We start from the raw sequence: 24,167 nt of genomic DNA on the forward strand, positions 1-24,167 counted from the left end.
ATGTTTTCACTTGATCGATTTTTTATTTAAGGGTTTTTATTTTCTAGTCTGGAAGTTTGCTTCTGTGTGCTGATATGGGAATATGAAGTTTTGGGTCTTTATTTGACGCTATTTTGGCTTCTAGATAGCTAATTTGATGATTCTTTTCAGGTTTACAGTGAAAATAGCAAGTGCACCCTGCATTTCCATACCATCTATTCCATAGGCTATTGCCCGTCCATATCCGTGAACGTTTTTTAACTCGCTGTTTTTGGCTTCAATCTTGTATCGGTGCCGGGCTTGGTTCTTGTAATATTCAGTCTCCTGAAAGATCATTTGCTCCTTGTGCAAGTCTGATTTTATGGATACCGAATAGCTTTTAGTTTTTGCGCCAGGCTTGTAGCAATTTTCCCTCAATGGGCAAACCTTGCATTTTTCAACATCAAAATAATAAGTATCTACCTGATTGATCCCATCCTCTTTTTTCCCCTGCCTTGCTTTTCTAATAGCCAGATGTCCCGCTGGGCAAACAAACATGTCAGCATCCTTATTGTAATCGAAGCTGTCCCCGTCTTTTCTAAAGCCCTGTGTTATCGAGGGGTTCAGCTTTGCCACGATTTTGATGTTCTTATCATTCTCACCCTTAAGTCTTAGATTTTCCTTACCCGAATATGCTGAATCGCCAATTATTGTTTCAACTGCTATTCCATTCTCCTGGCTCATCTTCAAAAGATTTGGTAACTCCGGACCGTCACCTTTTTCTCCTGAAGTTACCACCGCGGCGGTAATGATTCGTTCCTCTGTCATTGCTAGATGGGTTTTGTAACCAAAAAAACTGCTGTCAGCTGTTTTGTGTCCCACCCTCGCATCAATATCCTTGGATAGGGTATAGTTGCCCTGAGTATCCTCTACAGTCTCTTTCAAAAGATTGAGTTTCTCTTTTACAGCTGGCATTTCGCTTAATGTCTGATCAGACTCGATAAGTTTTTGCAATTCCTTGCAGTATTTAATTTCCTTTAGGATATCGTTTGAATCGTTTTTCTCCGGCATTTGACTCCTGAAATCATCATCCATCAGATACACTGCCTTGCGCAGCAACTTTGAACSTTGCCTAAGTACCTCAACAGCTGAATATGGGTTGGATCTGGAAAGTGAGTGCGTCGCGTCAACAATGATAGATTTGGATTTGATAATACCTTTTTCAAGAGCCAATGAAACGGTTTTACCAATAAGTAAATTGAGCAGGTCCATATCCTTCAGCCTAAGCTTTCGGAACATCCGAAACGGTAAATATCGTTTTCAAAAGCAGATATTTGAACATACGCACAGGGCTCTCTGCCGCACGCCCATTGTCCTGACAGTATTTATCCAAAAGCTCGTTATATATAAAACTAAAATCTATAAGCTCGTTAATCTTGCGCAGCAGATTCTCCTTAGGGACAATCAGATCGTAGAGCCTGGAAAATTCGCTAAACTGGATTTTTTGTTGTTGAAGAAGCATTTTAAAGGCCGTTCTGGTACACCTTTAAAATACAAAAAAAAGGAGCAGAAATTATTAATTTCTACTCCTTTTTTCTGACCCAATCTTGAAGGGACTTTTTCAGTGCCCTCGATTTATACGGGGCATTTATATTTTAATCGCTATTCACTTATTTTTTGCTGTATTCTGCGTTTAAACCTTTAATTACTTCTGAAGTAACATCTAAACTTTCGTCGGCAAATAAAATAGCGCTGTTACCTTTTGAGTAAGTTAAAACCATTTTATAACCTTTTTCTTTAGCATAACCTTTTAAGTAATCGGCCACTTTATCATAAAGTTTTTCATTCTCAGCAGCTTGCTCATTCTGTAAAGCACCACCAGCATTTTGTTGGTAAGTTTGTAGTTCTTGTTGTTTACGTGCTAAACGCTCTTCAGTGCTTTTACGTTGATCGGCAGATAAAGTTTGTGCCGATTGTTGATATTGTGCAACTTCTCTTTGAAAAGCCTGGCCTTTAGCCTGCATGTCTGCCTGAGCATTTTTGGTCTTACCTTCAAATTTCACTTTTAGGTCTTTGAAGTATTCATATTTTGTAAGTAACGAGTCGGAGTTTACATACACAATTTTCTCAGTTTGAGAAACTGCTGCAGTAGTACCCTCTGTTTTTTTAGTTTCAGTAGTTTTAGTGTCTTTGTTCTGGCATGCAGAGAAAGCAGTTATCAAAGTTGCTGTTGCAAGTAAACCAAAGGTTTTAAAGGTTCTTCTTTCCATTCTTGTTTAATAAATTTTAGCAAACTTATATAAATTAGTTTTTATATCCAATTTAAAGAAAGGCCTATCGTAACACAAGTTGCTGCAGAGTAGATTTTGCGTTGGGCCGTTGGTTAAGTATTTAATTTACTAAATGCTAAGCACCTACCACTAACCGCGAAATCTGATAAGTGATGATTTGAAAAGCAAGGTCAGTATTTCAAACAGTTGTTCGTCCCGCTGTCCGCTTTATTTCATGCCCGCTGCCATCGGGTTTAGGTGGCATGGCTAGTAATGGCTATTTGGGGTCGCTGGGTGGCAATAGCAAATTTCAAAACACCAAACGTTCCTACAGAACGAAAAAATGTTTCATTTTTTTTCTACCCATGAGGCGTTGCTCTGGAACGGGTTGGCGGATTAGAAATGTTAACGCTTAATGTCCATGTGAGGCTTAAAATGAGGATGAGGCTTTCCTCTGGAACGGTTTGCGATTTAGAAATCTTAATCCTTAGCGTCCCCTTAGGGACGTTTCGTGGGTAGCCAATTAAATAATTGGCGTTTTCGTTTTGTAGTAACGTTTGGTGGGGCTGGTGCGATAATCCTATAATATTTGCAGGTTGTGGCCACCTAAACCCGATTGAAATGGAAAGCTCCCGCTTCTTCTGCGGGACTTAAAATGGAAAGCGGGAAGAGACATGGATTGGAAAGCTGGTTTTGCTTTCCAAAACCTGATTTAAACCTGTTTTAATCGCTTTAACTGTAATCTCTTAACAGCTCAAAATTTATCCACATATTAGTTTAAATGCCAAAATTTCCGTATTTTTGATACTTATTGTTTTTAATTAAAATATGAGCGAAGAACAGGATTTAAAGTCAAATTATTCGGCAGATAATATACAGGTTTTAGAAGGTTTAGAAGCGGTGCGTAAGCGCCCTTCAATGTATATAGGTGATACTGGTGTAAAAGGTTTACACCATTTGGTTTACGAGGTTGTAGATAACTCAATTGATGAGGCTTTAGCCGGTCATGCAAATACAATCGACGTTAGAATTTTAGAGGGTAACTCCATCAGGGTTGAAGATAATGGTCGTGGTATTCCGACTGGGATTAATACAAAAGAAAATAAATCGGCGTTAGAAATCGTAATGACGGTTTTACACGCAGGTGGTAAATTTGATAAAGATACCTACAAAGTATCTGGAGGTTTGCACGGTGTGGGGGTAAGTTGCGTTAACGCTTTATCTACACATTTAAAAGCCGAAGTTCACCGTGAGGGTAAAATCTGGATGCAGGAGTATAACATCGGTAAACCTTTATACGATGTTAAAGAAGTGGGTGAAACCGATAAACGTGGTACTATCGTAACTTTTAGTCCGGATGCTACCATTTTTACACAAACTACTGAATATAAATACGATACTTTAGCAGGTCGTTTACGTGAGTTGGCTTTCCTGAATAAAGGAATTAGATTAACCCTAACTGATGAGCGTGAGAAATTGGATGATGGTACTTTTTTATCAGAAGTTTTTGAATCAGAAGGTGGCTTAAAAGAGTTTGTTACATTTTTGGATGGAACAAGAGCATCTTTTTTACCAGAACCAATTTATATCGATGGTATTAAAAATGGCGTTCCGGTTGAGCTGGCTTTTCAGTACAACGATAGTTACTCAGAAAATGTGCACTCGTATGTAAACAACATCAATACACACGAAGGAGGTACACACATTGCAGGTTTCCGTAGAGGTTTAACACGTACGCTAAAAAGTTACGCCGATAAATCTGGCTTATTGAAAAACCTGAAAATGGAAATCACTGGTGATGACTTTAGGGAAGGTTTAACAGCTGTAGTTTCGGTTAAGGTACAAGAACCTCAATTTGAAGGCCAAACCAAAACTAAATTGGGTAATACCGAGGTAATGGGTGCGGTTGATATTGCTGTTGGCGAAGCTTTAGGAGCTTATTTGGAAGAAAATCCGAAAGAGGCTAAAATGATCGTTAACAAAGTGATCTTAGCTGCTACGGCCCGTGCTGCAGCACGTAAGGCGCGTGAGATGGTTCAACGTAAGAGTGTAATGGGTGGTTCTGGTTTACCAGGTAAACTTGCCGATTGCTCAGACAGTGATCCTGAAAAATGTGAGATCTATCTGGTAGAGGGCGACTCGGCGGGTGGTACCGCTAAACAAGGTCGTGATCGAAACATTCAGGCTATTTTGCCACTAAAAGGTAAAATCTTGAACGTAGAAAAAGCGATGGAGCACAAAATTTACGAGAACGACGAGATTAAAAACATGTTTACGGCAATCGGTGTAAGTATTGGTACGCCAGAAGATGATAAAGCATTAAACCTAACTAAATTACGTTACCATAAAATCGTAATTATGACGGATGCTGATATTGATGGTTCTCACATTACCACTTTGATCCTAACATTCTTCTACCGTTATATGAGGGCATTAATCGAAGCAGGTTATGTTTACATTGCATCTCCACCACTTTATCAGGTTAAAAAGGGTAAAGATTTTGAATATTGCTGGAATGATGTACAACGCGATGCGGCTGTACAACGTATTAAAGGTAATGGTAAAGAAGATAGCGTACACATCCAGCGTTACAAAGGTTTAGGTGAGATGAACGCAGAACAACTTTGGGATACTACTTTAAACCCAGCTACACGTACTTTATTACAGGCTACAATTGAAAGTGCTGCAGAATGTGATCATACTTTCTCTATGTTAATGGGCGATGAAGTTGCTCCACGTAGAGAGTTTATTGAGCGTAATGCGAAGTATGCAAAAATTGATGCTTAACCCCTAAATCCCCTGAAGGGGACTTTAAAATACGAACAACCCTCTTCAAGTTAAAACTTGGAGAGGGTTTTTTTGTCAGATTCGTCATTGCTGAGGCAAGAAGCAATCTTAATGCTTTGGGTTTTACCAGCGAACGTTGTAAGATTATTCATTTTGCATATGTTCTTAAAGGCATTCATGAGCTCACTTCGTTCGGTTATCTTCGTGCCTAGCAATGACGATCACTTTATCGTGGTGTAAGATGTTACCATCTTACACGATATTGAATTTTTCTAATTTGGGTGGATTTAATTGTCACAAGTCAGATGGTAACATCTGACTTCACTATAAAAGACAAAAGCCATTCGTAATCAAATGGCTTTTTGTCACTATAAATTTTCTAAAAAGATTCACTCCATCCAGAGCAAACACATTTTGATTAACTAACCATCTCAAAAACGAGATTTATTTTAAGCCCCTACAGATTACAAAATGTAATATGACCCTACAGGTGCCAATTCGGTTTGAGGTTTGTCCTCGTATATTTTATTGTCATCCAGCATCTGGCAAAGATCCCGTTCAATAGTCCTGCAGATTGTTGTAGTTGGTGTATCTGTAGGTTTATTTTCAAAAGGATCCTGAAGATGTACCGCCATTTTTTCAACTAACAAAAAGAATGCTGCAATAGCCACTACCAAAGGCACTTCCATGTAACCAAAGTATTCAATTAAGCCAAAAGGCAGTAATACGATGAATAAATGGATAGACATGTTAATGTATTTGCTATAAGTAACCGGAAAAACGGTGTTTTTTATTCTTTCCGATCCGCCCATGTGGTTACATAAAGCTGTAATGGTTTTATCGATTTCTATTTGCTGGTATTTATTAATCCAACCTTCTTGCAGTGCCTTTTTTAAATCCATGGCGTGTAACTCCAGTATCGTTGTAGTTACATTTTTACGTTTTTTAATAAAAGCGATTTCCTCTGCACACAGGTATTCTTCCAAACCTTTGCGTGGGTTAAAACCTCTTAGCGATTGGCTTAAGGCATAACACCAGGCAATCTGTCTTTTGATAAACTTCGCCTTAAATTCTTCAATTTCATCTGATCCGTAAGGATTTTCGACGAAAGATAATATCTGGCGGGAAAGGGTTCTAGAATCGTTAACAATAGCACCCCAAAGAATTCTGGCTTCCCACCATCTATCATAAGCCTGGTTAGACCGAAAAGCCAATAGAAGCGAAATGATTGTTCCTAGTAGCGCTGGTACTGCAACAGGAATGGAAATGCGTGTAACATGAAAGTTTTCATACAATATCACAATGCCTATAGAGTAGGCAATAACAAACATAAGTTCTTTTTTGATCTTTCCGAATATATAAGTGAGCGGAATATTATTTCGTAACAGCATGATATAAAGTTTTAAATGTGGTAATTAAGCGTTTGCTTCTTGCAACTGCTTTTCGTGAATTTTTGTATCGATTAAGTTTTCGCTAGCATGAACAGTCAATGTATTTAATTGAATTACCTCGCAGCCTGCACGTTCTGTTAATATTTTAGGGTCTATGCTATATTTGTTAATTGGCGTAAAATTGTATTCTTTTAAGTAGGCAATACGTTCTACATCAAAAGCTTCAATAAAGTTTTTGAAAGCAGCCACTGTACTTCCGTAAAAATATTCGATCCCAATGGTATTGATCTGAGTAGGATATTTTGCCTTGGCTTGATTTATTTGCTGGTAAAACTCGTCGCTAACATTTTCGTAATCACGACTGCGGCGACTTAACATCAACATATCAGTTATCGAATCTGATAATTTAAAGGCATGTACAAAAATGATGTTTAAAGTTTCGTTTTTTTGATTTTGAACAAGTGCATCAATAATTTTAATGCTTTCTAATTTAAAGTCGGTTGGTACTAATACTGTTTTCATCGCTATATCTTGTTTAAATGAATTGAAAAATTATTTATACAAGTTTAGCCTGATGTTATTATAGCTAAATAAGAGCGAGATTAGAATGAGATTAGAACTCACTCCTTTTTTGAGTAGCCAGTTTGCGGATTCACTAGTCATTAGTTCATTTGTGGGATAGCATACAATATGATCTTTAATAATTGGCTGCTCTATTGATTACTCGGCTAGTTACTAACCTCAGTTCAATCATTAATTGCGTAAGTTAAAGAGGCTATAAAACATTCATTTATAGATTCAAATATTAATCGAAGTCAGGTTACTAGATTGATCTACAACTAAGCAGTTTAAACAATAATCCTTATATCAATGATCAATTTTTTCAATGACCAATAACTACTGCTCAGCGATCAGAACTCGAAAACCTTAATATTCTTAATTTCTTAATGGTTAAGCGAAAGATGAATTGATAACTAGTTTTCAGCTCCTAATGCATTGATGATCAATAATCGACATCCAATAAATAAGCGCAAATTAATTAAGCTCTCAACCATGGAACTAATAAACTTTTCATAGGCAATAAAACCTTAATCTCTGTGCCAACCCCTTCCTGCGATTTGATGGCAATACTACCTCGGTGTAAACGGATAATATTTAATGAAAGGGGTAAGCCAACGCCATATCCCTTAAAATCATTGGTATTAGATGCGCGATAAAAAGGTTCAAATATATGTTGTATATCTGTTTGCGGTATTCCAATCCCTCTATCTGTTACAGCAATTGAGAGCATATTAGCATTGCTTTCGATACTAATGTTTACCAGATTCTCATTTGAGTATTTACAGGCATTGTTTACAATATTACTGATGGCAAGCTTAATCAGGTTTTTGTTTACCCGCAGTGTTAGTAATTCATCATCATCAGGAAGTTTGGTGAAGTCGATTTCTATTTTACTGTTGGGATGTACCTGGTTAACTGATTCTTTAATTTCCCATAACAGTTCGTCCATCCGTACCTCTTCCCAGGGTTGGTTTTTTCCATTAAATCCAGATTGTGCCAGACCCAGTAAACTGGTTAAGATATGCTCTAATCTTTCTGCCTCATCTTTAATTTTAGATAAGGCTTTGTGTTGTTTAGGGTTATCCTCAACGGTTTTCATCGCTAGCTCAACCTCGCCACTAATAATAGTTAATGGTGTTCTTAACTCGTGCGAGGCATTACTGATAAAGTTATTCTGCGTTTCGAAAGCTGTTTCTAAACGGTTAAGCATGTTATTAAAGGTTTGGGCCAATTGCGACATTTCATCATTGCCTTTTTTTACATCCAACCTCAAATGTAAATTTTCTGCCTTTATCTTTTTTACGCTCTTAATTATATTTCTCAGGGGCATTAACATGTAATTGGAAAATTTCCAGCCAACTACAAAAGATAAAATAACAGAAAGGAAAAAACCGATAATCAAGATTCTTTGGAGGTCTTTTAACTCCCGAAAACCAAAAGGATCATTTGCAGAAACAATTACAATGTATCCGTTATTTGGGTTTTTAAAGAATTTTCCGGCGTAAAAATGATTTTCGACTCTATAACGCGCCATAGCACCCGCTTTTATCCGGTTATAAAAGCTGGATGGTAATATACGGTCAACTTTATCTAATGATTTTCCTGCTTCAATGATATACTCTTTTTCTGAAGGTAGGCGCTCCAGGTATTGATTACGCATTTTTGCATAAACTTTATTGTTGCCATCTTCATACAATTTGATCTGGGCAGCAATATTAACCCTGGCCTCTAAACGCTTATAAAAATCTTCAAAGGCGAAATCGTTAGAAAAATACCAAACAAAACCACTTAATAAGGAGATAATAATTGCCGATAAAATGGCGAAAAGTAAAGTAATTTTCTTGGCTATCTCCATTTATTTTTCCTTTAATATATAACCCAAGCCTACTGCGGTATGGATAAGCTTTTGATCGGCATTTTTATCTATTTTTTTGCGAAGATAATTAACATAAACATCAACCACATTGGTGCCAAGGTTAAAGTCGATATCCCAAACGTTTTCTAAAATGTCTATCCGAGATAAAATTTTAGATTTGTTTTTGGCCATGTACTCGATCAGCCGATACTCTGTTGCTGTAAGTATAATTTCCTTTTGGTTTCGTTTTACCGTTTTTGCGCTTAAATTAATTTGGAGGTCTGCTACGGAAATAATCTGATCTTGCGAAACCACACCATGATATCGCCTCAACAGCATTCTTATCCTCGCAAAAAGTTCAGCAAATTTAAATGGCTTTATTAAATAATCATCTGCACCATTATCTAGTCCGTTTACCACATTTTCGGTAGTGCCTAAAGCCGTAAGCATAATAATAGGTGTATTTGGTTTATGTTCTTTAATGATTTTACAAAGTTCCAAACCATTTATTCCAGGTAGCATAATATCGAGAATAATCAGGTCGAACTGATTATCTAAAGCCATCTGTTTCCCAATTAAACCATCGGGGGCTATACTTACAGTAAATCCCTCATCGCTTAAACCTCTCGAAATTACAGATACAACACTCGGTTCATCTTCTACAAGTAATAAATTCATTTGCTGGCAAGTAATCTAAATAATAGGGAATTACAAAATATTAATTGATGATAGCTGGGTTTTAATGCTTTTTTAACGCAAAGCCGACACAATTGTTTGAATTATCGGAAATTGACGTAAAAAAAGGCCTCTCGGGCGAGAGGCCAGTTATGTTTAACCACAGAGGGAACGGAGGAATGTCACAGAGTCCGCAAAGGTTTTTCTTGCACTTTAGGCTTCCATCTTTAAAAGATTTGCTTCACAGAACTGTCGGGCTCTTCGCTGCGCCCAGAATGACAATACTCCGTGCTTTCCGTGCCTCCTTGGTAAATCCTTTGACTCCGTTCAGGATGATACAGCGTTTTAACTTCCTTTCTCCGATTTTTCCTTTAAAGACTTTAATCCGTCTTCGAAATCTTTGCCAATCATATTGTCCATAAATAAACAAAACCATTTATTTATTATTCCTTTACTTTCACCACTCATGGTCCAGATTACTTTATTTCCATTAGTTTCTTTTTCAATATCGAAACGGGTATCTGCAACACTTTCCATAGGTTTGATGAATTTCAATTCCATATCAACCATTTTGTTGATTTCAACCGTATTGATTTTCATTTGTCCGTTACCACTTTTTTCTCCATTCCATTGGTATAGGTGACCAGGTTGAGCGATATTTCCTGTAATGGTTACCTTAGCTTGTGGGTCCATTTTAGACCACGCGTTCCATTTATAAAATTCATTATAATCGGCAATGTTTTTATAGATTACACTATCTGGAGCATTAATTGTTATTGTCCGATTAACAGAATAGCTTTTTGGTAAAAAAAAACTACCTCCAATAATGATTATTGCCAATACGACAATAATACCAAGTAAGATTTTGAGGAATTTCATAATTTGATTTTAGTTTGGTTACCTAAATTTATAAAGAAACCAGCTTAAATCAAAGTAAAATTCACTAAACAATTTTGATCTTCGATTGAGGCGAATTGATCTTAAAATGCATTAAATCGGCAATAGACTGTGCCTTTTGTTTAATCAGATCTGCATTTTCTCCTACAAAAAGATCGTCGACAGTTTGGAAGAAAAGGTTTTTCCAGGTTTCAAATGCTTCAGTTTGCAAGGGTGTTTGTTCATTTAGTGCAAAATGGGTGAGCATAGGATTACCTTTGTAAATTGCTTTTCCGAAAAGAATGCTTTCCCAGAAATCGTACATTTTAGGAAGGTGGTGCGACCAGTCTACTTTTGCAACGTCGGTAAATATTGGCCCAATCTGTTTGTTAAGCGCAACCTTTTTATAAAAGGTATCCACTAGAACGATAATATCTTCTCTATTATGAATATCTTTTTTCATGGTACAGTGATTTTAAACTTAAAAAACCCAGAACAATCAATGACAGGAATTTGATGGTGTCGACAATGATGTACAAAATATGATGATAACTTTTGATTGGAGCATTGCCTACCAAAACCAGTTTAGCCCTTTCATCGAGTAATGGTAATAGCCAAAAAGTATCTGCCATTAAAAGGATAGTAACGGAGAAAAGTAAAATACTACGGATGTTTTTTAAGGGGGCTGGTAGGGAGCAGACTAAAATGATGATGACCAATACGATCTCTATTTTATTAAGTGCCTGAAAAACCAATTGTCCGATACCTAAGCCAAGTGGAATTGTAATCCCTGGAGCCTGGAATTTTAACGGAGCTTCCAAAAAACTAATTCCACCAATTAAACCTGCCCAAAAAATAACACAAAAGGTTGTGATTAACTTTTTCATCAGGTTCAAATATCATTTAAAATAGCTTAATAAAAATGATTAGCGTCATAAAGAAAAATTACATTTATCTATAAAGCCTAAGAATCATCTTTTTGTAATTAATAACGGCCTTATATTGCATTAATATATCTCCACCAATAATACTCATGATAGGTGGGTGGCCAAACTGTTGGTAGGTTTCGCTAACCGATTGCAGATCGAAAGCCACGGTTTCGTAGTTTTTGATCTTTAACGATCCGATTTTTACCTCAGGAATAGTTGCTTGAATGGTGGTTGTGGTAGTAAAAAGGGTAGCAGCGTTAATCTCATCAGATACTTGCAGTGTTTCTGATAAATGTTGTTCGATTAATGATTTATCGAAAACACTCCGCGATGCACCAGTATCTAAAACAGCAAAATGTTTTTCCTTAAAAACAACAACTTCCACCAAAAGGTGGAAGCCGTCATCTTGTAAGTTTATTAGTTTTAGTGGGATTGAAATTGATCTCATTGTGTATTGATGTCTACTGCCCTTCGACTACGCTTAGGGTGACAATTTATTTAAGTGTAAAAAAAATGCCGCGGAAATACGAAGTACACGAATGATAAATCTATTCCGCGCTTCTGTGTTTCCGTGGCAAAAAAATGATTGTATGTTTCTGTGTCAAAAAATAATGATGTAATTAGTATTAAATCAATTTCATTTCTGCCAATACACTGTTCATATTTCTTACGGCATCGGCACTTTTGTTAAATGCGGCCTGCTCATCCTCGGTTAATCTAAAATCGATGATTTTTTCCCAACCATTACGACCAATAATTACTGGTACACCTAAACAAATGTCTTCCTGTCCGTATTCTCCTTCAAGAGAAACACAGCAGGTAAACAGTTTTTTTTCATCCCGCAAAATGGCTTCAACCAATGCTGCGCCTGCTGCTCCTGGGGCATACCAGGCCGAAGTTCCGATCAGGCCAGTTAAAGTAGCACCACCAACCATGGTATCAGCTGCAACTTTATCAAGCGTAGCTTTATCCAATAAATTGCTTACCGGTAAACTTTGGTAGGTAGCTAAACGGGTTAAAGGAATCATGGTAGTATCGCCATGGCCTCCAATTACAAAGCCCTGCAAATCGTTCGGGTTGCAATTTAAAGCCTGCGATAAATAAAATTTGAAACGGGAGCTATCTAACGTTCCGCCCATACCGATAATACGGTTTTTAGGCAGACCCAAGGATTTTAATGCAAGGTAAGTCATGGTATCCATCGGATTACTGATCACGATGAAAATGGCTTCCGGAGAGAATTTTAAAATATTTTCGGCAACACCTTTAACAATACCCGCATTAATGCCGATGAGTTCTTCTCTGGTCATCCCTGGTTTGCGGGGCAAGCCTGAGGTAATTACCACCACATCAGAGCCGGCAGTTTTGCTGTAATCGCCAGTTACACCGGTAATTTTGGTGTCGAAACCCAAAAGGGTAGCAGTTTGCATCATGTCGATCGCTTTGCCTTCGGCAAAACCTTCTTTAATATCTAACAGGACAAGTTCGTTCGCTAATTCTTTGCGGGCAATATTATCTGCACAAGTGGCACCAACTGCGCCTGCGCCAACAACCGTTACTTTCATATATTTTATTTTAATGGTTTGCGTATCGTTCAATATTAATCGAAGGTAGAAATAAATATAAGGTTTAAAAATCCTTTTCAAAACTTTATAATTTGATGATGGTTTACTTAATAAGTTCGAAAGCAGTAGTATTAAAGCAAAGGTCAATTATGGAAAACAAGCTAATTTCAAATATCGATTATAGAGCCTTTAAAGGTAAAAATGTAACGGAATTAATAAGATAGAGCGTTTTAGCTTTTCCTTTGCTGTCATTCTGAGCGCAGCGAAGAATCTTATCGTTACCTTGTAGGATGTATTGATTGTTTTTTGAAAATGTACGTTCAGGTTTTCATAGGCGAGTTCAGTCCCGCTCTTTGCTAAATTCCGATGAAAAAATCGGAATACCGCTTTCGATCGGGTTTAGGTGCTGCCAATTGTGCTGCTATCCTGGGCTGAAAACCCTATGAAGATTGTCTCACCCTTAGGGCATTACCCATTAAACCTACCAGGTTACAAAACCTGATAGTTTTTTAGTTAGATGGTTTTATAATTTTCTTGATCTCGTCTAGCGTATATACTTTATAAACAAAACCAAATCGCTTGGTGTTCTCTTCAACTGTTGTATCAAAACCAGCTTTCTTACGTCTTTGGTTTACGTTTTTAGCATCTTTAATAGGAATAACATATTCGAAAAACTCTTTTTTCCCTGTTTTAGGATTGGTAATCTGCATAGAATAAACCTGTGTTCCATAAATCTGTTCTTTCCCTTCGTTACTAAGCTTTCTATCCAACATCATTGCAGTATATTTAAACGGTAGTTCACCTTTTTTGCACGCCTTTTTAATGAGCGGGTAGTATTTAGGAATAATACTAGAGTTATGCTGTATTACATAAAATACTGAAGTATTTGTTGGTTCGCCTACCAGGGTTTTTCCAGGATAGCCATATTTTGCAATAATGGCTTCAACTTTTTTAAGATGAATGGAGTCTATTTCTTTCATTATTTTCCATTGATTTTTCTTGAGCATCTCTTTCGAAGAATTAAATAATGCTGCAATGGTATCTTTTCTTTTTTCGGAGGTTTCAGTATCACCAAATTCTCTGATGCCTTGATCGTGTTGTAAAATAGAATCTAGCTGCTTTTTTAATTCTATATTAATCTGCTGTTGTGCAGATACAATTGAGACGGTTCCCAAAATAAAAAGAAAAAGTAAAATGAATTTCATAGCGTATCCCGGCAATTTTGAATTGTAGTATATTACTAAAATAGTAGTTTTTTGATTGATATCTTTCTTGTTAACCAAGTTTAACTTTATTTAACAAGCTAATATATCCTCCTCTTTGCAAACAATAACTATTTTAAAGATTTTTTGCATTAGATTTTTTGACTGGGGCTTTTTTAAGTTTTGACTACAGACTTTTGTTTTCTAAACCCGATAGGAGCGAACACGTAGTGCAACGAAGTAAAGCGGAGAGCGGGACTGAAAACCCCGATGAAAAACTGCACCACCATTTCCGAAAAAATAAAAGGGTCAAAAAAGAATAGGCTTGATAATGTGCTTTAAAAAACCTATCAGGTTTGTCAACTATATTTTTGTTGATAAAATCCTGACAACTTCAACCCTCAAATTCCTTATTTTTGAAGAACCGTTATTATTCTGAAACGGTTAATTCTTTACTGCACAATATGTACTTAATTTTTGATACTGAAACCACTGGTTTGCCACGTAATTATAATGCACCCATTACCGATACGGATAATTGGCCGCGTTGTATACAGATTGCATGGCAACTACACGATGAGATGGGGAGATTGGTTGAACATCAGGATTATCTGGTTAGGCCAGAGGGATTTAATATTCCGTACGATGCGGAACGGATACATGGTATTTCTACCGAACTTGCTGCCGAACAAGGTATCGGTTTCGACGAAATGCTGGCCAAGTTTAACGAAGTATTAAACAAGGCCAAATTTATTGTAGGCCAGAATGTTGGTTTCGACGTAAACATTATGGGCTGTGAGTTTCACCGTTTTGGTATAGCTAACCGTTTGGCCGAGATGCCTGTGCTAGATACCTGTACCGAAGTTACCGCCCAGCTTTTACAATTGCCGGGAGGTAGGGGCGGAAGGTTTAAACTGCCAACCTTAACCGAGCTACATTCTTATTTGTTTGGCGTTCCTTTTAACGAAGCCCACAACGCAACTGCCGATGTGGAAGCAACTACACGTTGTTTCTTGGAATTGGTAAAAAGAGAGGTTTTTAAAAAAGAAGAACTACAGGTTGACGTAGAATATTTTCCTCGTTTTAGAGAAGTAAACCCAGCTACGATTGAAGGAGTTGGTTTAAAACACATCAATTTAAAAGCTGCTTCTGATGAAATCCGCAAGCGTTTACAAAAAGCTGAGGGCGGAGGGATTTCGAAACAGGAGCTCGCAGGAAACAAGCAGGAACTTGCTGCAGCAACTTTTGTTCATTTACACAACCATACTCAATTTTCTGTATTACAAAGTACCATCAGTATTCCCGATCTGGTAAAAGCTGCGGCAGCACAAAAAATGCCTGCGGTAGCCATGACCGATCATGCGAATATGATGGGGGCTTTCCACTTTGTAAACCATGTTTTAAACCATAACAAAGCTGCCGAAGCAAAAAATGCTGCCGCAATTGAGGCGGGCGAGCGCCCAACAGAAGTGGTAATGACACCGATTGTTGGGGTAGAATTTTTTGTTTGTAACAATCACTTAGACCGGACCGCAAAAGATAACGGTTACCAGATGGTGCTGTTGGCGAAGAATAAAAAAGGCTATCACAATTTAGCTAAAATGTCTTCTATCGCTTATACCAAAGGTTTTTATTACGTTCCACGTGTCGATAGGGAAGTAATTGAACAGTATAAAGATGATATTATTGTTTTATCGGGTAATCTATCCGGAGAGATTTCTAACAAAATTTTAAACATGGGCGAAACCCAGGCTGAAGAAGCGCTGATATGGTGGAAGAACATGTTTGGTGACGATTTCTATGTGGAGGTAATGCGTCACAACCAGGAAGATGAAGACCGTGTAAACGAATCGTTGATTGCGCTGGCTAGAAAGCATGCTGTTAAATTAGTGGCTACCAATAATACCTATTATATTAACAAAAAGGATGCAAATGCGCATGATATCTTGCTGTGCGTAAAAGATGGCGAAAAACAGGCAACACCAATTGGCCGTGGTCGCGGTTACCGTTATGGTTTGCCCAATCAAGAATATTATTTCAAATCTGGTGACGAAATGAAATCGCTTTTTGCTGATTTACCGGAGGCGATTGTAAATATTAAAGAAATTGTAGATAAGATCGAAATCTACAAACTTGCCCGGGAAGTACTCTTACCTAAATTCGATATTCCAGACGAATTTTTAGTGGCTGAAGATGAGGCCGATGGAGGAAAACGTGGGGAAAATAAATTTTTGCGCCACCTTACTTATGAAGGTGCCAAAAAACGTTATGGCGTGTTAACCCCTGAAGTTATCGAGCGTTTAGATTTCGAATTACAGACCATTGAAAAAACCGGTTACCCGGGTTATTTCCTAATTGTTCAGGATTTTATTGCCGAAGCCCGTCGCAGGGATGTTTCGGTAGGGCCTGGCCGTGGTTCTGCAGCAGGGTCGGTGGTGGCTTATTGTTTGTGGATCACGAATATCGATCCCATTAAGTACGATCTCCTTTTTGAGCGTTTCTTAAATCCCGATCGTGTATCCATGCCCGATATTGATATCGATTTTGACGATGAGGGTCGTGGCCGTGTAATGGAATACGTAATTGGCAAATACGGTTCAAGCCAGGTGGCGCAGATTATTACTTATGGAACCATGGCTGCCAAATCTTCCATCCGCGATACAGCAAGGGTATTGGATTTGCCACTTTTTGAAGCAGATAAGATTGCCAAGCTGATCCCGAATATGAAGCTCGCAAAAATCTTCACGCTGGATGAGAAAACATTGAAAGAAGCTTTGCGCCCTGATGAATATGAACGCGTTGTTGAATTGAAAAACCTTGGCGCATTAAAAGATTTGAGTGCCGAAACCATTCAACAGGCACAGATTTTAGAGGGCTCTTTACGGAACACCGGTATTCATGCCTGCGGAGTAATTATTACACCAAGCGATATTACCAATTTCGTTCCCGTTTCTACCGCAAAAGATTCCGATTTATATGTAACCCAATTTGATAACTCGGTTGTAGAAAGCGCGGGTTTATTAAAGATGGACTTTTTGGGTTTAAAAACCCTAACCCTGATAAAAGATACCGTAAAACTGGTTAAAAAACGGTTTGGCATCGATCTCGATCCGGATAATTTCCCAATTGATGATGTATTAACCTATGAGCTTTTCCAGCGAGGTGAAACCATCGGGATTTTCCAGTACGAGAGTCCGGGCATGCAGAAATACATGAAAGAGCTGAAACCAACGGTTTTCGACGATTTAATTGCGATGAACGCACTATATCGCCCGGGCCCGATGGAGTATATTCCAAGTTTTGTTCGCCGTAAAAATGGCGAGGAAAAAATTAAGTACGATTTAGATGCCTGCGAAGAGTATTTGAAAGAAACTTACGGAATTACCGTTTACCAGGAGCAAGTAATGCTTTTGTCGCAGAAACTAGCTGGATTTACCAAAGGTGAAGCCGATGTGCTGCGTAAGGCGATGGGTAAGAAACAGAAAGACGTTCTGGATAAAATGAAACCAAAGTTTGTGAAACAAGCGGCTGAAAAAGGTCACGATGCCACAACTTTAGAAAAAATATGGAAAGATTGGGAAGCATTTGCATCCTACGCCTTCAACAAGTCGCACTCTACCTGTTATGCATGGATTGCCTATCAAACGGCATACTTAAAAGCACACTATCCTGCCGAATATATGGCTGCAGTACTGTCCAATAACATGAGTGATATTAAACAGGTAGCTTTCTTTATGGAAGAGTGTCGCCAGATGAGTGTTACGGTATTAGGCCCCGATGTGAACGAATCTGACCTCAAATTCTCGGTAAATGCCAAAGGCGAAGTCCGCTTCGGTATGTCGGCAGTAAAGGGTGTGGGTGAAAAGGCGGTAGAAAGTATTATCGAAGAAAGATTGGCAAATGGCCCTTATGGTAATGTGTACGATTTCGCTAAGCGATCTAACACCCGCATTGTAAATAAAAAAGCTTACGAGAGTTTTGTTTACAGCGGTGCTTTCGATGCATTTGGAGGGCACAGGGCGCAGTATTTTTATATCGGCCCGAATGATAAAATGAATGGCATTGAAAAGATTATCAAATATGCCAACGATTTTCAGAATAATGAAAGTACGTCACAAGCTTCCTTATTCGGTGGCTCGAAAGCAGATCTTATTTTAGAGCCAAGTTTGCCAGTTTCGCCAGAATGGGCATTAATGGACAGGTTAAAGTACGAGAAAGATGCCATTGGGATTTTCCTTTCTGGCCACCCTTTAGACAATTATAAACTCGAACTCGATAAATTCTGTACCCATGGCGTTAAACAGCTGAGTATCATTAATAAGGTACGCATGGGCGATAATAATGAAGAGGTTTTGGCCGAATTCGAAAAGCTGAAAAACCGTGAGCTTTGTGTAGGCGGACTTGTGGTAACCGCATCACAAAGGATTACCAAAACGGGTAAGCCATTTGGTACTTTTGTTTTCGAAGATTACGACGATGCGAGTGAAATGGCCCTGTTCGGGGAAGATTTTTTAAAATTTAAATCATTTTTAACCGAAGGATATTTCTTGCAGATTAGGGGTAGGGTTGGTGAGCGTTTCGGTAAAGCAGGCGATTGGGAGTTTAAAATTACTGCAATTAACTTAATGTCTGAGCTGAGGGATAAATTAGCTAAAAGTTTAACTATCCAGGTGCCAATCGAGCGGGTTAACGATCAACTGATGCGCGAGATCGAAGCCATATTAGCAGACAATAAGGCAAACTCGGAGCAACAAAACTGCCAACTTAACTTCGCTATTTTTGATCGGGAAAAAGAGATTATGTTGGATATGCCATCAAAAAATCTTAAAATAAATCCAAACAATAAGTTTTTAGAACAATTACTCGGGCTTAATGTTGTAAATTACAAGTTGAACTAGGTATAAGGTGTTCTTGAGGCGTCATGCTGAATTTATTTCAGCATCTTAATCGTGATAGACCCTGAAACAAGTTCAGGGTGACGTGCGGATAGAAGAGTTTACCTAATGTCAAATTGACACTACTAATGGGTTGGCATTACAATTGAATACATATATTTGAACATAAAAAAAATAATTATGGCATTAGAAATCACAGATGCAAACTTCGAGGAGCTTGTATTAAAATCAGATAAACCCGTATTAGTAGATTTTTGGGCAGAATGGTGTGGCCCTTGTCGCATGGTTGGTCCTGTAGTAGAAGAAATCGCTAAAGAATATGATGGTAAAGCGGTAGTTGGAAAAGTAAATGTTGATAACAACCCTCAAATTTCAATGCAGTTTGGTATCCGCAACATCCCTGCTTTATTATACTTTAAAGATGGTCAGGTTGTTGACAAACAAGTTGGTGCTGTTCCAAAATCAGTATTAGCAGAAAAACTAAACAAGCAATTGGCTTAGTTTAAGCTTAAAGCAGAAAAACCAAAGCCTAAAGGCTTGTAACATATTTAAAACCCAAGTTCATTTGATGAATTTGGGTTTTTTATTGCAAACATAATTTTGTTTCTTTAATAAAAAACTAACAATCATGTCTATTAACTTATTTAACAATAAAACTTTAGGTGTTTTATTGGCAGGTTTAGCCCTCAATTGTGCAAATATTGCATGTGTATCGGCGCAAAACCCTGTTGAAACGAACGAACCATCAGCAGATTATAAGCCAGCATTTGCAGGGCAGACCCGAATTGCGGGCGTAAAGACCAAAACCCCTCTGGATATTAAGATTATAAATGAAAAGTTGGAAAATCCATGGGCTATTTCAGTTCTTCCGAACGGTGGTTTTCTAATTACACAAAAGCAGGGTACCATGGTGATTCTTACACCAGATGGGAAATTAAGTAAAAAAATAACTGGTTTGCCTAAGGTAGATGCTTCTGGACAGGGTGGTTTATTAGATGTAACCTTAGACCCAAACTTTGCTAAAAATAGAATGATTTATTGGGCCTATTCAGAGCCTCAGGACAAAGGTGTTTTACTGGCTATTGCCAAAGGTAAATTGGCGGCTAATGAAACTACAATAGAGAACCAAACCATTATTTACCGTGCTACACCAGCATATGGCGGTAAACTTCAATACGGTTCAAGAATTGTTTTCGATAAAAACGGCAATTTATTTGTAAGTACAGGAGAACGCTCGGGTAGCGATATCAGAATTCAGGCGCAGTATTTAAATTCTTCTTTGGGTAAAATCTTACACCTTACTACCAATGGTAAAGCTGTGGCGAACGGACCATTTGCCGGCAAAGCAGATGCAAAACCGGAAATTTATGCCTATGGATTGCGGAATCCAGATGGTTTAGCCATTAATCCTTTAACCGGTGATTTATGGGAAGCCGAATTTGGCCCTAAAGGTGGCGATGAGGTGAATATTATTAAACCAGGTAAAAATTATGGCTGGCCAATTATTACCTACGGAACAGAATACAGTGGTAAAAAAGTAGGCGATGGTATTCAGCAGAAAGAAGGGATGGAGCAGCCTGTTTACTACTGGAATCCAAGTATTTCGCCAGGCTGTATTGCATTTTACAATAGTAACAGCATTGCCGAATGGAAAGGAAATTTATTTGTAGGCGGTTTGGGTGGTTCTCATATTATTAGATTGGTAATAAAAGATGATAAAATTGTTGGCGAAGAGCGATTGCTGGAAGGCAAAGGTGAACGTTTCCGCGATATGGTAGAAGGAAAGGATGGAGCGCTTTATTCGGTAACCGATAATGGCCACTTGTTTAGAATAGCTAAGAAGTAAGTTAAGTAATTATAAAATATAGATCCCGAATTCATTTATTGAGCTCGGGATTTTTTGTTTTAAATCATTTTATTTGTTTTTGGAAATGTGGGGTTCAGCTTTTCATCGGGGTTTTAAGGAGGGGCTGTTAAAATAATATGAACTTATTCGGAAAGGTGCTTTAGTCGTGCTTGGGTTTGTTCAGTCCTGCTGTTCGCTGTAGCCCTCATACTTCGGGGCTGCCGCTGCCATCAGGTTTAAATTAATTAGGTTTGGTGGTACTTGGGCTGGGTTGCCTTTCTGGCGTTGATTACTCCCGTCCTTGTTTTAAGGAGGGGTGCCCGCAGGGCGGGGTGGTTAGCGTTAGGGATTGTAAGGGTTCAGTACCAATTCTTCATCGGTACCGGAGCGTAGCGCAGCCCTGCAAAGCCAGACCCTTGTGTAGCTTGGGAACGCCCACATCAGTTAGCAGTTCTCAGTTGACAGTTTGGTTAAGCTTTCTGAAACATGATTGGTTTTTTTTATAAATCTTTTATTAGCTTTACCATATGCAGGCTGTAAACTACGAAAACGAAACAAGCTATGGTAATTTAGAATTGCTTGCACAGCAAGTGGTAGAAGGTTTTATTACCGGACTGCATAAAAGTCCATTTCATGGCTTTTCGGTCGAATTTGCAGAGCACCGCCAGTATAATAATGGCGATAATGTTAAAAATATCGACTGGAAATTATATGCCAAAACCGATAAACTTTATAGTAAACGTTTTGAAGAAGAAACCAATTTGCGCTGCCAGTTTGTGATTGATGTTTCCTCATCAATGTACTTTCCTGAACCGAAGAATAACAAATTGATTTTCTCGATACAGGCTGCTGCATCTTTGATGTACCTGTTGAAGAAACAGCGTGATGCCTTTGGTTTAAGCTTATTTACAGATGAAATACTGTTAAATTCGCCAGCAAAGTCTACTACCGTACATCAGAAATATTTGTTTACGCAGTTAGAAGAACTGTTACATAAACCCAAGGTAAATGCACAGACTAATTTAAGTGAAGCTTTGCACCAGGTGGCCGAATTGATTCATAAACGTTCATTGGTAATTGTTTTTAGCGATCTTTTTAATACACAAACCAGCACAGATAAAACGGACGGGTTTTTTGATGCTTTACAGCATTTAAAATTCAACAAACATGAAGTGGTGGTTTTTAACGTGGTAGATAAATCAAAAGAAGTTGATTTCAATTTTGAAAACCGTCCATACCAGTTTATCGATATGGAAACCGGCGAAACGATTAAAGTACATACCAATCAGGTAAAGGACAATTATACAGCGGCGGTTTCCTCGTATCGACAGCAGATTGCGCTAAAATGCGCCCAATATAAAATCGACTTAATTGATGCCGATATGAACGATGGGTTTTACCCTGTCCTTCAGTCTTACTTAATCAAAAGGCAAAAATTAGGCTAAAATTTGTTGCAAACAACACAGATTCAGCGTTGTTTATTAAATGATTTAAATTTTAAACTCCTTAATATGTTAGAAAAAGGCGCTACAGCACCAGATTTCGAATTGAATGCTACTCCCGATCAGAAAATAAAACTTAAAGATTTTAAAGGTAAAAATGTTATCCTGGCTTTTTATCCTGCCGATTGGAGCCCCGTATGCAGCGACCAAATGGCGCTTTACAACGAAATGCTAAAATATTTTAATAAGTATGATGCGCAGATTTTTGGTGTTTCTGTTGATAGTGTTTGGTGCCACCTCGCTTTCCAAGAAAATAGAAAACTGCATTTTCCACTTTTGGCCGATTTTGAACCAAAAGGCGAAGTGTCAAAAGCTTATGGTGTATACGATGAAGAACTTGGCGAAAGCAAAAGGGCACTTTTTGTAATTGATAAAGAAGGGAAAATTGCCTGGAGTTATTTGTCGCCAATAGCTGTTAACCCTGGCGCTGATGGAATTTTAGACGCATTGGAGGAATTAGATAAGAAATAAGCTATGAGTACCTTAAAACCTGAAATAAACGATCAAGATCACATCCAAGGCGATGATTCGGCGAGTGTAACCATTGTCGAGTTTGGTGATTATCAATGCCCATATTGTGGTAATGCCTACCCGATTATGAAGGAAATTGAAGAAACATTCGGTCATCAGATCAAATTTATCTTCCGTCATTTTCCTTTGGCGAATGCTCATGAGTTTGCTTTTCCGGCTGCCATTGCTGCAGAAGCAGCAGGTTTACAAGGTAAGTTTTGGGAAATGCACGATGCACTGTACGAAAATCAATACCGTTTAAATGGTGAGCTGTTCGATGAACTGGCCGAAACGATTGGTTTAGACCTGGAGCAGTTTCAGCAAGACAGCACTTCGAAAGAAATCAAAGGCAAAATAGAAGATGATTTTGATAGCGGTGTAAGGAGTGGCGTAAACGGAACACCTTCGTTTTATGTAAACGGAACCAAGTTTGACGGAGGCGCAACCGATTTGTACCAGATGCTTAAAGAAAGTGCCGAATAAGATAAAACATGCACGGTGGCAATCAATCTTTTATATACAAGCTTAGTAATTTATAGGGCAAGCCTCTTTTAGTCGAGCGAAAAGTTAACTTCTATATTGTATTTGAAGCGAAGGCTTTTGATCACGTGAACCTCACAATCATCCTTAGCTAAGCGTTGGGAAATGATGAATGATTGATTAGGCTTAAGGTTCATCTTCTGCTTTATATTATATGCTTTATTGCAGCCTTTAGCCACATAACCATCCAGACAAAAAGAAATATCAGTTATTAATTGTTTAGTTGTGTTTTTAATCGTGATTTTGGCAAATGTACCTGAATCGCTATTGTGTGTATATTTGACTTCTTTCACGTAAACGGTGTTTCGCCTGTTAGTGGTATCATTTAACATTGATTTTGATGATTCAGGTTTTTGAAAAGCCGTAATTTTACCCTGCTTTATCTGTTTACTTATTTCCTGAAATGGCATTTTCAAAGCTCCACAACAGATAATCATTAATATTCCTAATTCTTTAGTAAGCATAATTTGAGTTGTTGTGGTTCAATAACCGTAAGTTATTGCTTTTTTTTAAATAAACCTATTGCATAATTTATGCCCTCATGGTGAAGGATTTTACATAAAAAACCTCATGTATTTTGCAATACATGAGGTATCAGATAAGGGTAACCGGAAAACTAAAAAACTAATTATGAGTTTTTAGAATTTAACAAAATTGAAATCGCTTCGTGTTTTGTTATATCAAAGGTGCACTTCAATTATGAAGTTTTAGTGAAGAAAACTTCATCTTATTCATATGCGTTGCTTATGTTACAAGCGAAAGTGAAAACGAAAGAGGCTGTCATTTTAAGACAGCCTCTTTCGTT

19 protein-coding genes and 1 pseudogene are annotated in these 24,167 nt (G+C 38.0%); 7 read left to right on the forward strand and 13 right to left on the reverse strand.

The window, feature by feature from the left end:
* Positions 1-120: 120 nt before the first annotated feature.
* Together EYS08_RS04315 and EYS08_RS04320 are read right to left on the reverse strand one after the other, a co-directional pair.
* Positions 121-1,480, reverse strand: a pseudogene (locus EYS08_RS04315) (transposase).
* A gap of 148 nt (positions 1,481-1,628) precedes the next feature.
* Positions 1,629-2,228 (reverse strand): OmpH family outer membrane protein, encoded by a 600-nt coding sequence (locus tag EYS08_RS04320; protein WP_029279685.1) that lies wholly within the window; start codon positions 2,226-2,228, stop codon positions 1,629-1,631.
* An 828-nt stretch (positions 2,229-3,056) separates the two neighbouring features.
* On the opposite strand from EYS08_RS04320, the gene gyrB reads away from it, so the two are divergent.
* A complete protein-coding gene (gene gyrB, locus EYS08_RS04325; RefSeq protein WP_131028630.1) occupies positions 3,057-5,015 on the forward strand; it encodes a DNA topoisomerase (ATP-hydrolyzing) subunit B in 1,959 nt (652 codons plus the stop codon).
* A 464-nt stretch (positions 5,016-5,479) separates the two neighbouring features.
* Here the strand turns inward: gyrB and EYS08_RS04330 are convergent, their stop codons facing one another.
* From EYS08_RS04330 to EYS08_RS04375, 10 genes are all read right to left on the reverse strand, one after another.
* On the reverse strand, positions 5,480-6,406 hold the full coding sequence (locus EYS08_RS04330) for a bestrophin family protein (RefSeq protein WP_131028631.1): 927 nt from the start codon (positions 6,404-6,406) through the stop codon (positions 5,480-5,482).
* 24 nt (positions 6,407-6,430) lie between these two features.
* Positions 6,431-6,928, reverse strand: a complete 498-nt coding sequence (locus EYS08_RS04335) for a hypothetical protein (protein WP_131028632.1) — start codon at positions 6,926-6,928, stop codon at positions 6,431-6,433.
* Positions 6,929-7,445: 517 nt separating this feature from the next.
* Complete coding sequence (locus tag EYS08_RS04340) at positions 7,446-8,822, reverse strand: sensor histidine kinase (protein WP_131028633.1); 1,377 nt, start codon at positions 8,820-8,822, stop codon at positions 7,446-7,448.
* The gene (locus EYS08_RS04345; RefSeq protein ID WP_131028634.1) at positions 8,823-9,500 is read right to left on the reverse strand and encodes a response regulator transcription factor; all 678 of its coding nucleotides are present in this window, start codon (positions 9,498-9,500) and stop codon (positions 8,823-8,825) included.
* A 342-nt stretch (positions 9,501-9,842) separates the two neighbouring features.
* Positions 9,843-10,376, reverse strand: coding sequence for an SRPBCC family protein (locus tag EYS08_RS04350; protein WP_131028635.1), 534 nt, complete (start codon positions 10,374-10,376; stop codon positions 9,843-9,845).
* 64 nt (positions 10,377-10,440) lie between these two features.
* Positions 10,441-10,836, reverse strand: coding sequence for a group III truncated hemoglobin (locus EYS08_RS04355; RefSeq protein ID WP_131028636.1), 396 nt, complete (start codon positions 10,834-10,836; stop codon positions 10,441-10,443).
* Positions 10,817-11,260, reverse strand: a complete 444-nt coding sequence (locus EYS08_RS04360) for a hypothetical protein (protein WP_131028637.1) — start codon at positions 11,258-11,260, stop codon at positions 10,817-10,819. Before EYS08_RS04360 ends, EYS08_RS04355 begins: the two co-directional genes overlap by 20 nt.
* A gap of 64 nt (positions 11,261-11,324) precedes the next feature.
* Positions 11,325-11,750: an aspartyl protease family protein gene (locus tag EYS08_RS04365; RefSeq protein ID WP_131028638.1), complete on the reverse strand. Its 426-nt coding sequence runs from the start codon at positions 11,748-11,750 to the stop codon at positions 11,325-11,327.
* A 178-nt stretch (positions 11,751-11,928) separates the two neighbouring features.
* Positions 11,929-12,867, reverse strand: a complete 939-nt coding sequence (mdh, locus tag EYS08_RS04370; RefSeq protein ID WP_131028639.1) for a malate dehydrogenase — start codon at positions 12,865-12,867, stop codon at positions 11,929-11,931.
* 509 nt (positions 12,868-13,376) lie between these two features.
* A complete protein-coding gene (locus tag EYS08_RS04375) occupies positions 13,377-14,072 on the reverse strand; it encodes a DUF6624 domain-containing protein (protein WP_131028640.1) in 696 nt (231 codons plus the stop codon).
* 461 nt (positions 14,073-14,533) lie between these two features.
* Between EYS08_RS04375 and dnaE the strand changes: the two genes are divergently transcribed.
* From dnaE to EYS08_RS04405, 6 genes are all read left to right on the forward strand, one after another.
* Complete coding sequence (gene dnaE / locus EYS08_RS04380) at positions 14,534-18,967, forward strand: DNA polymerase III subunit alpha (protein WP_131028641.1); 4,434 nt, start codon at positions 14,534-14,536, stop codon at positions 18,965-18,967.
* 177 nt (positions 18,968-19,144) lie between these two features.
* Positions 19,145-19,465 carry a thioredoxin gene (gene trxA, locus EYS08_RS04385; protein ID WP_029275428.1) on the forward strand — a complete coding sequence of 107 codons (321 nt, stop codon included), beginning with the start codon at positions 19,145-19,147 and terminating at the stop codon, positions 19,463-19,465.
* A gap of 127 nt (positions 19,466-19,592) precedes the next feature.
* A complete protein-coding gene (locus EYS08_RS04390; protein ID WP_131028642.1) occupies positions 19,593-20,810 on the forward strand; it encodes a PQQ-dependent sugar dehydrogenase in 1,218 nt (405 codons plus the stop codon).
* 527 nt (positions 20,811-21,337) lie between these two features.
* Positions 21,338-22,255 (forward strand): DUF58 domain-containing protein, encoded by a 918-nt coding sequence (locus EYS08_RS04395; protein ID WP_131028643.1) that lies wholly within the window; start codon positions 21,338-21,340, stop codon positions 22,253-22,255.
* 66 nt (positions 22,256-22,321) lie between these two features.
* On the forward strand, positions 22,322-22,783 hold the full coding sequence (locus tag EYS08_RS04400; protein ID WP_131028644.1) for a redoxin domain-containing protein: 462 nt from the start codon (positions 22,322-22,324) through the stop codon (positions 22,781-22,783).
* 3 nt (positions 22,784-22,786) lie between these two features.
* The gene (locus EYS08_RS04405; protein WP_131028645.1) at positions 22,787-23,305 is read left to right on the forward strand and encodes a DsbA family protein; all 519 of its coding nucleotides are present in this window, start codon (positions 22,787-22,789) and stop codon (positions 23,303-23,305) included.
* A 68-nt stretch (positions 23,306-23,373) separates the two neighbouring features.
* On the opposite strand, the gene EYS08_RS04410 is transcribed toward EYS08_RS04405, so the two are convergent.
* The gene (locus tag EYS08_RS04410; RefSeq protein WP_131028646.1) at positions 23,374-23,826 is read right to left on the reverse strand and encodes a hypothetical protein; all 453 of its coding nucleotides are present in this window, start codon (positions 23,824-23,826) and stop codon (positions 23,374-23,376) included.
* Positions 23,827-24,167: the final 341 nt, after the last annotated feature.

Origin of the sequence: Pedobacter kyonggii, assembly GCF_004310665.1 — a bacterium.
Classification (GTDB): Bacteria; Bacteroidota; Bacteroidia; order Sphingobacteriales; family Sphingobacteriaceae; genus Pedobacter; species Pedobacter kyonggii.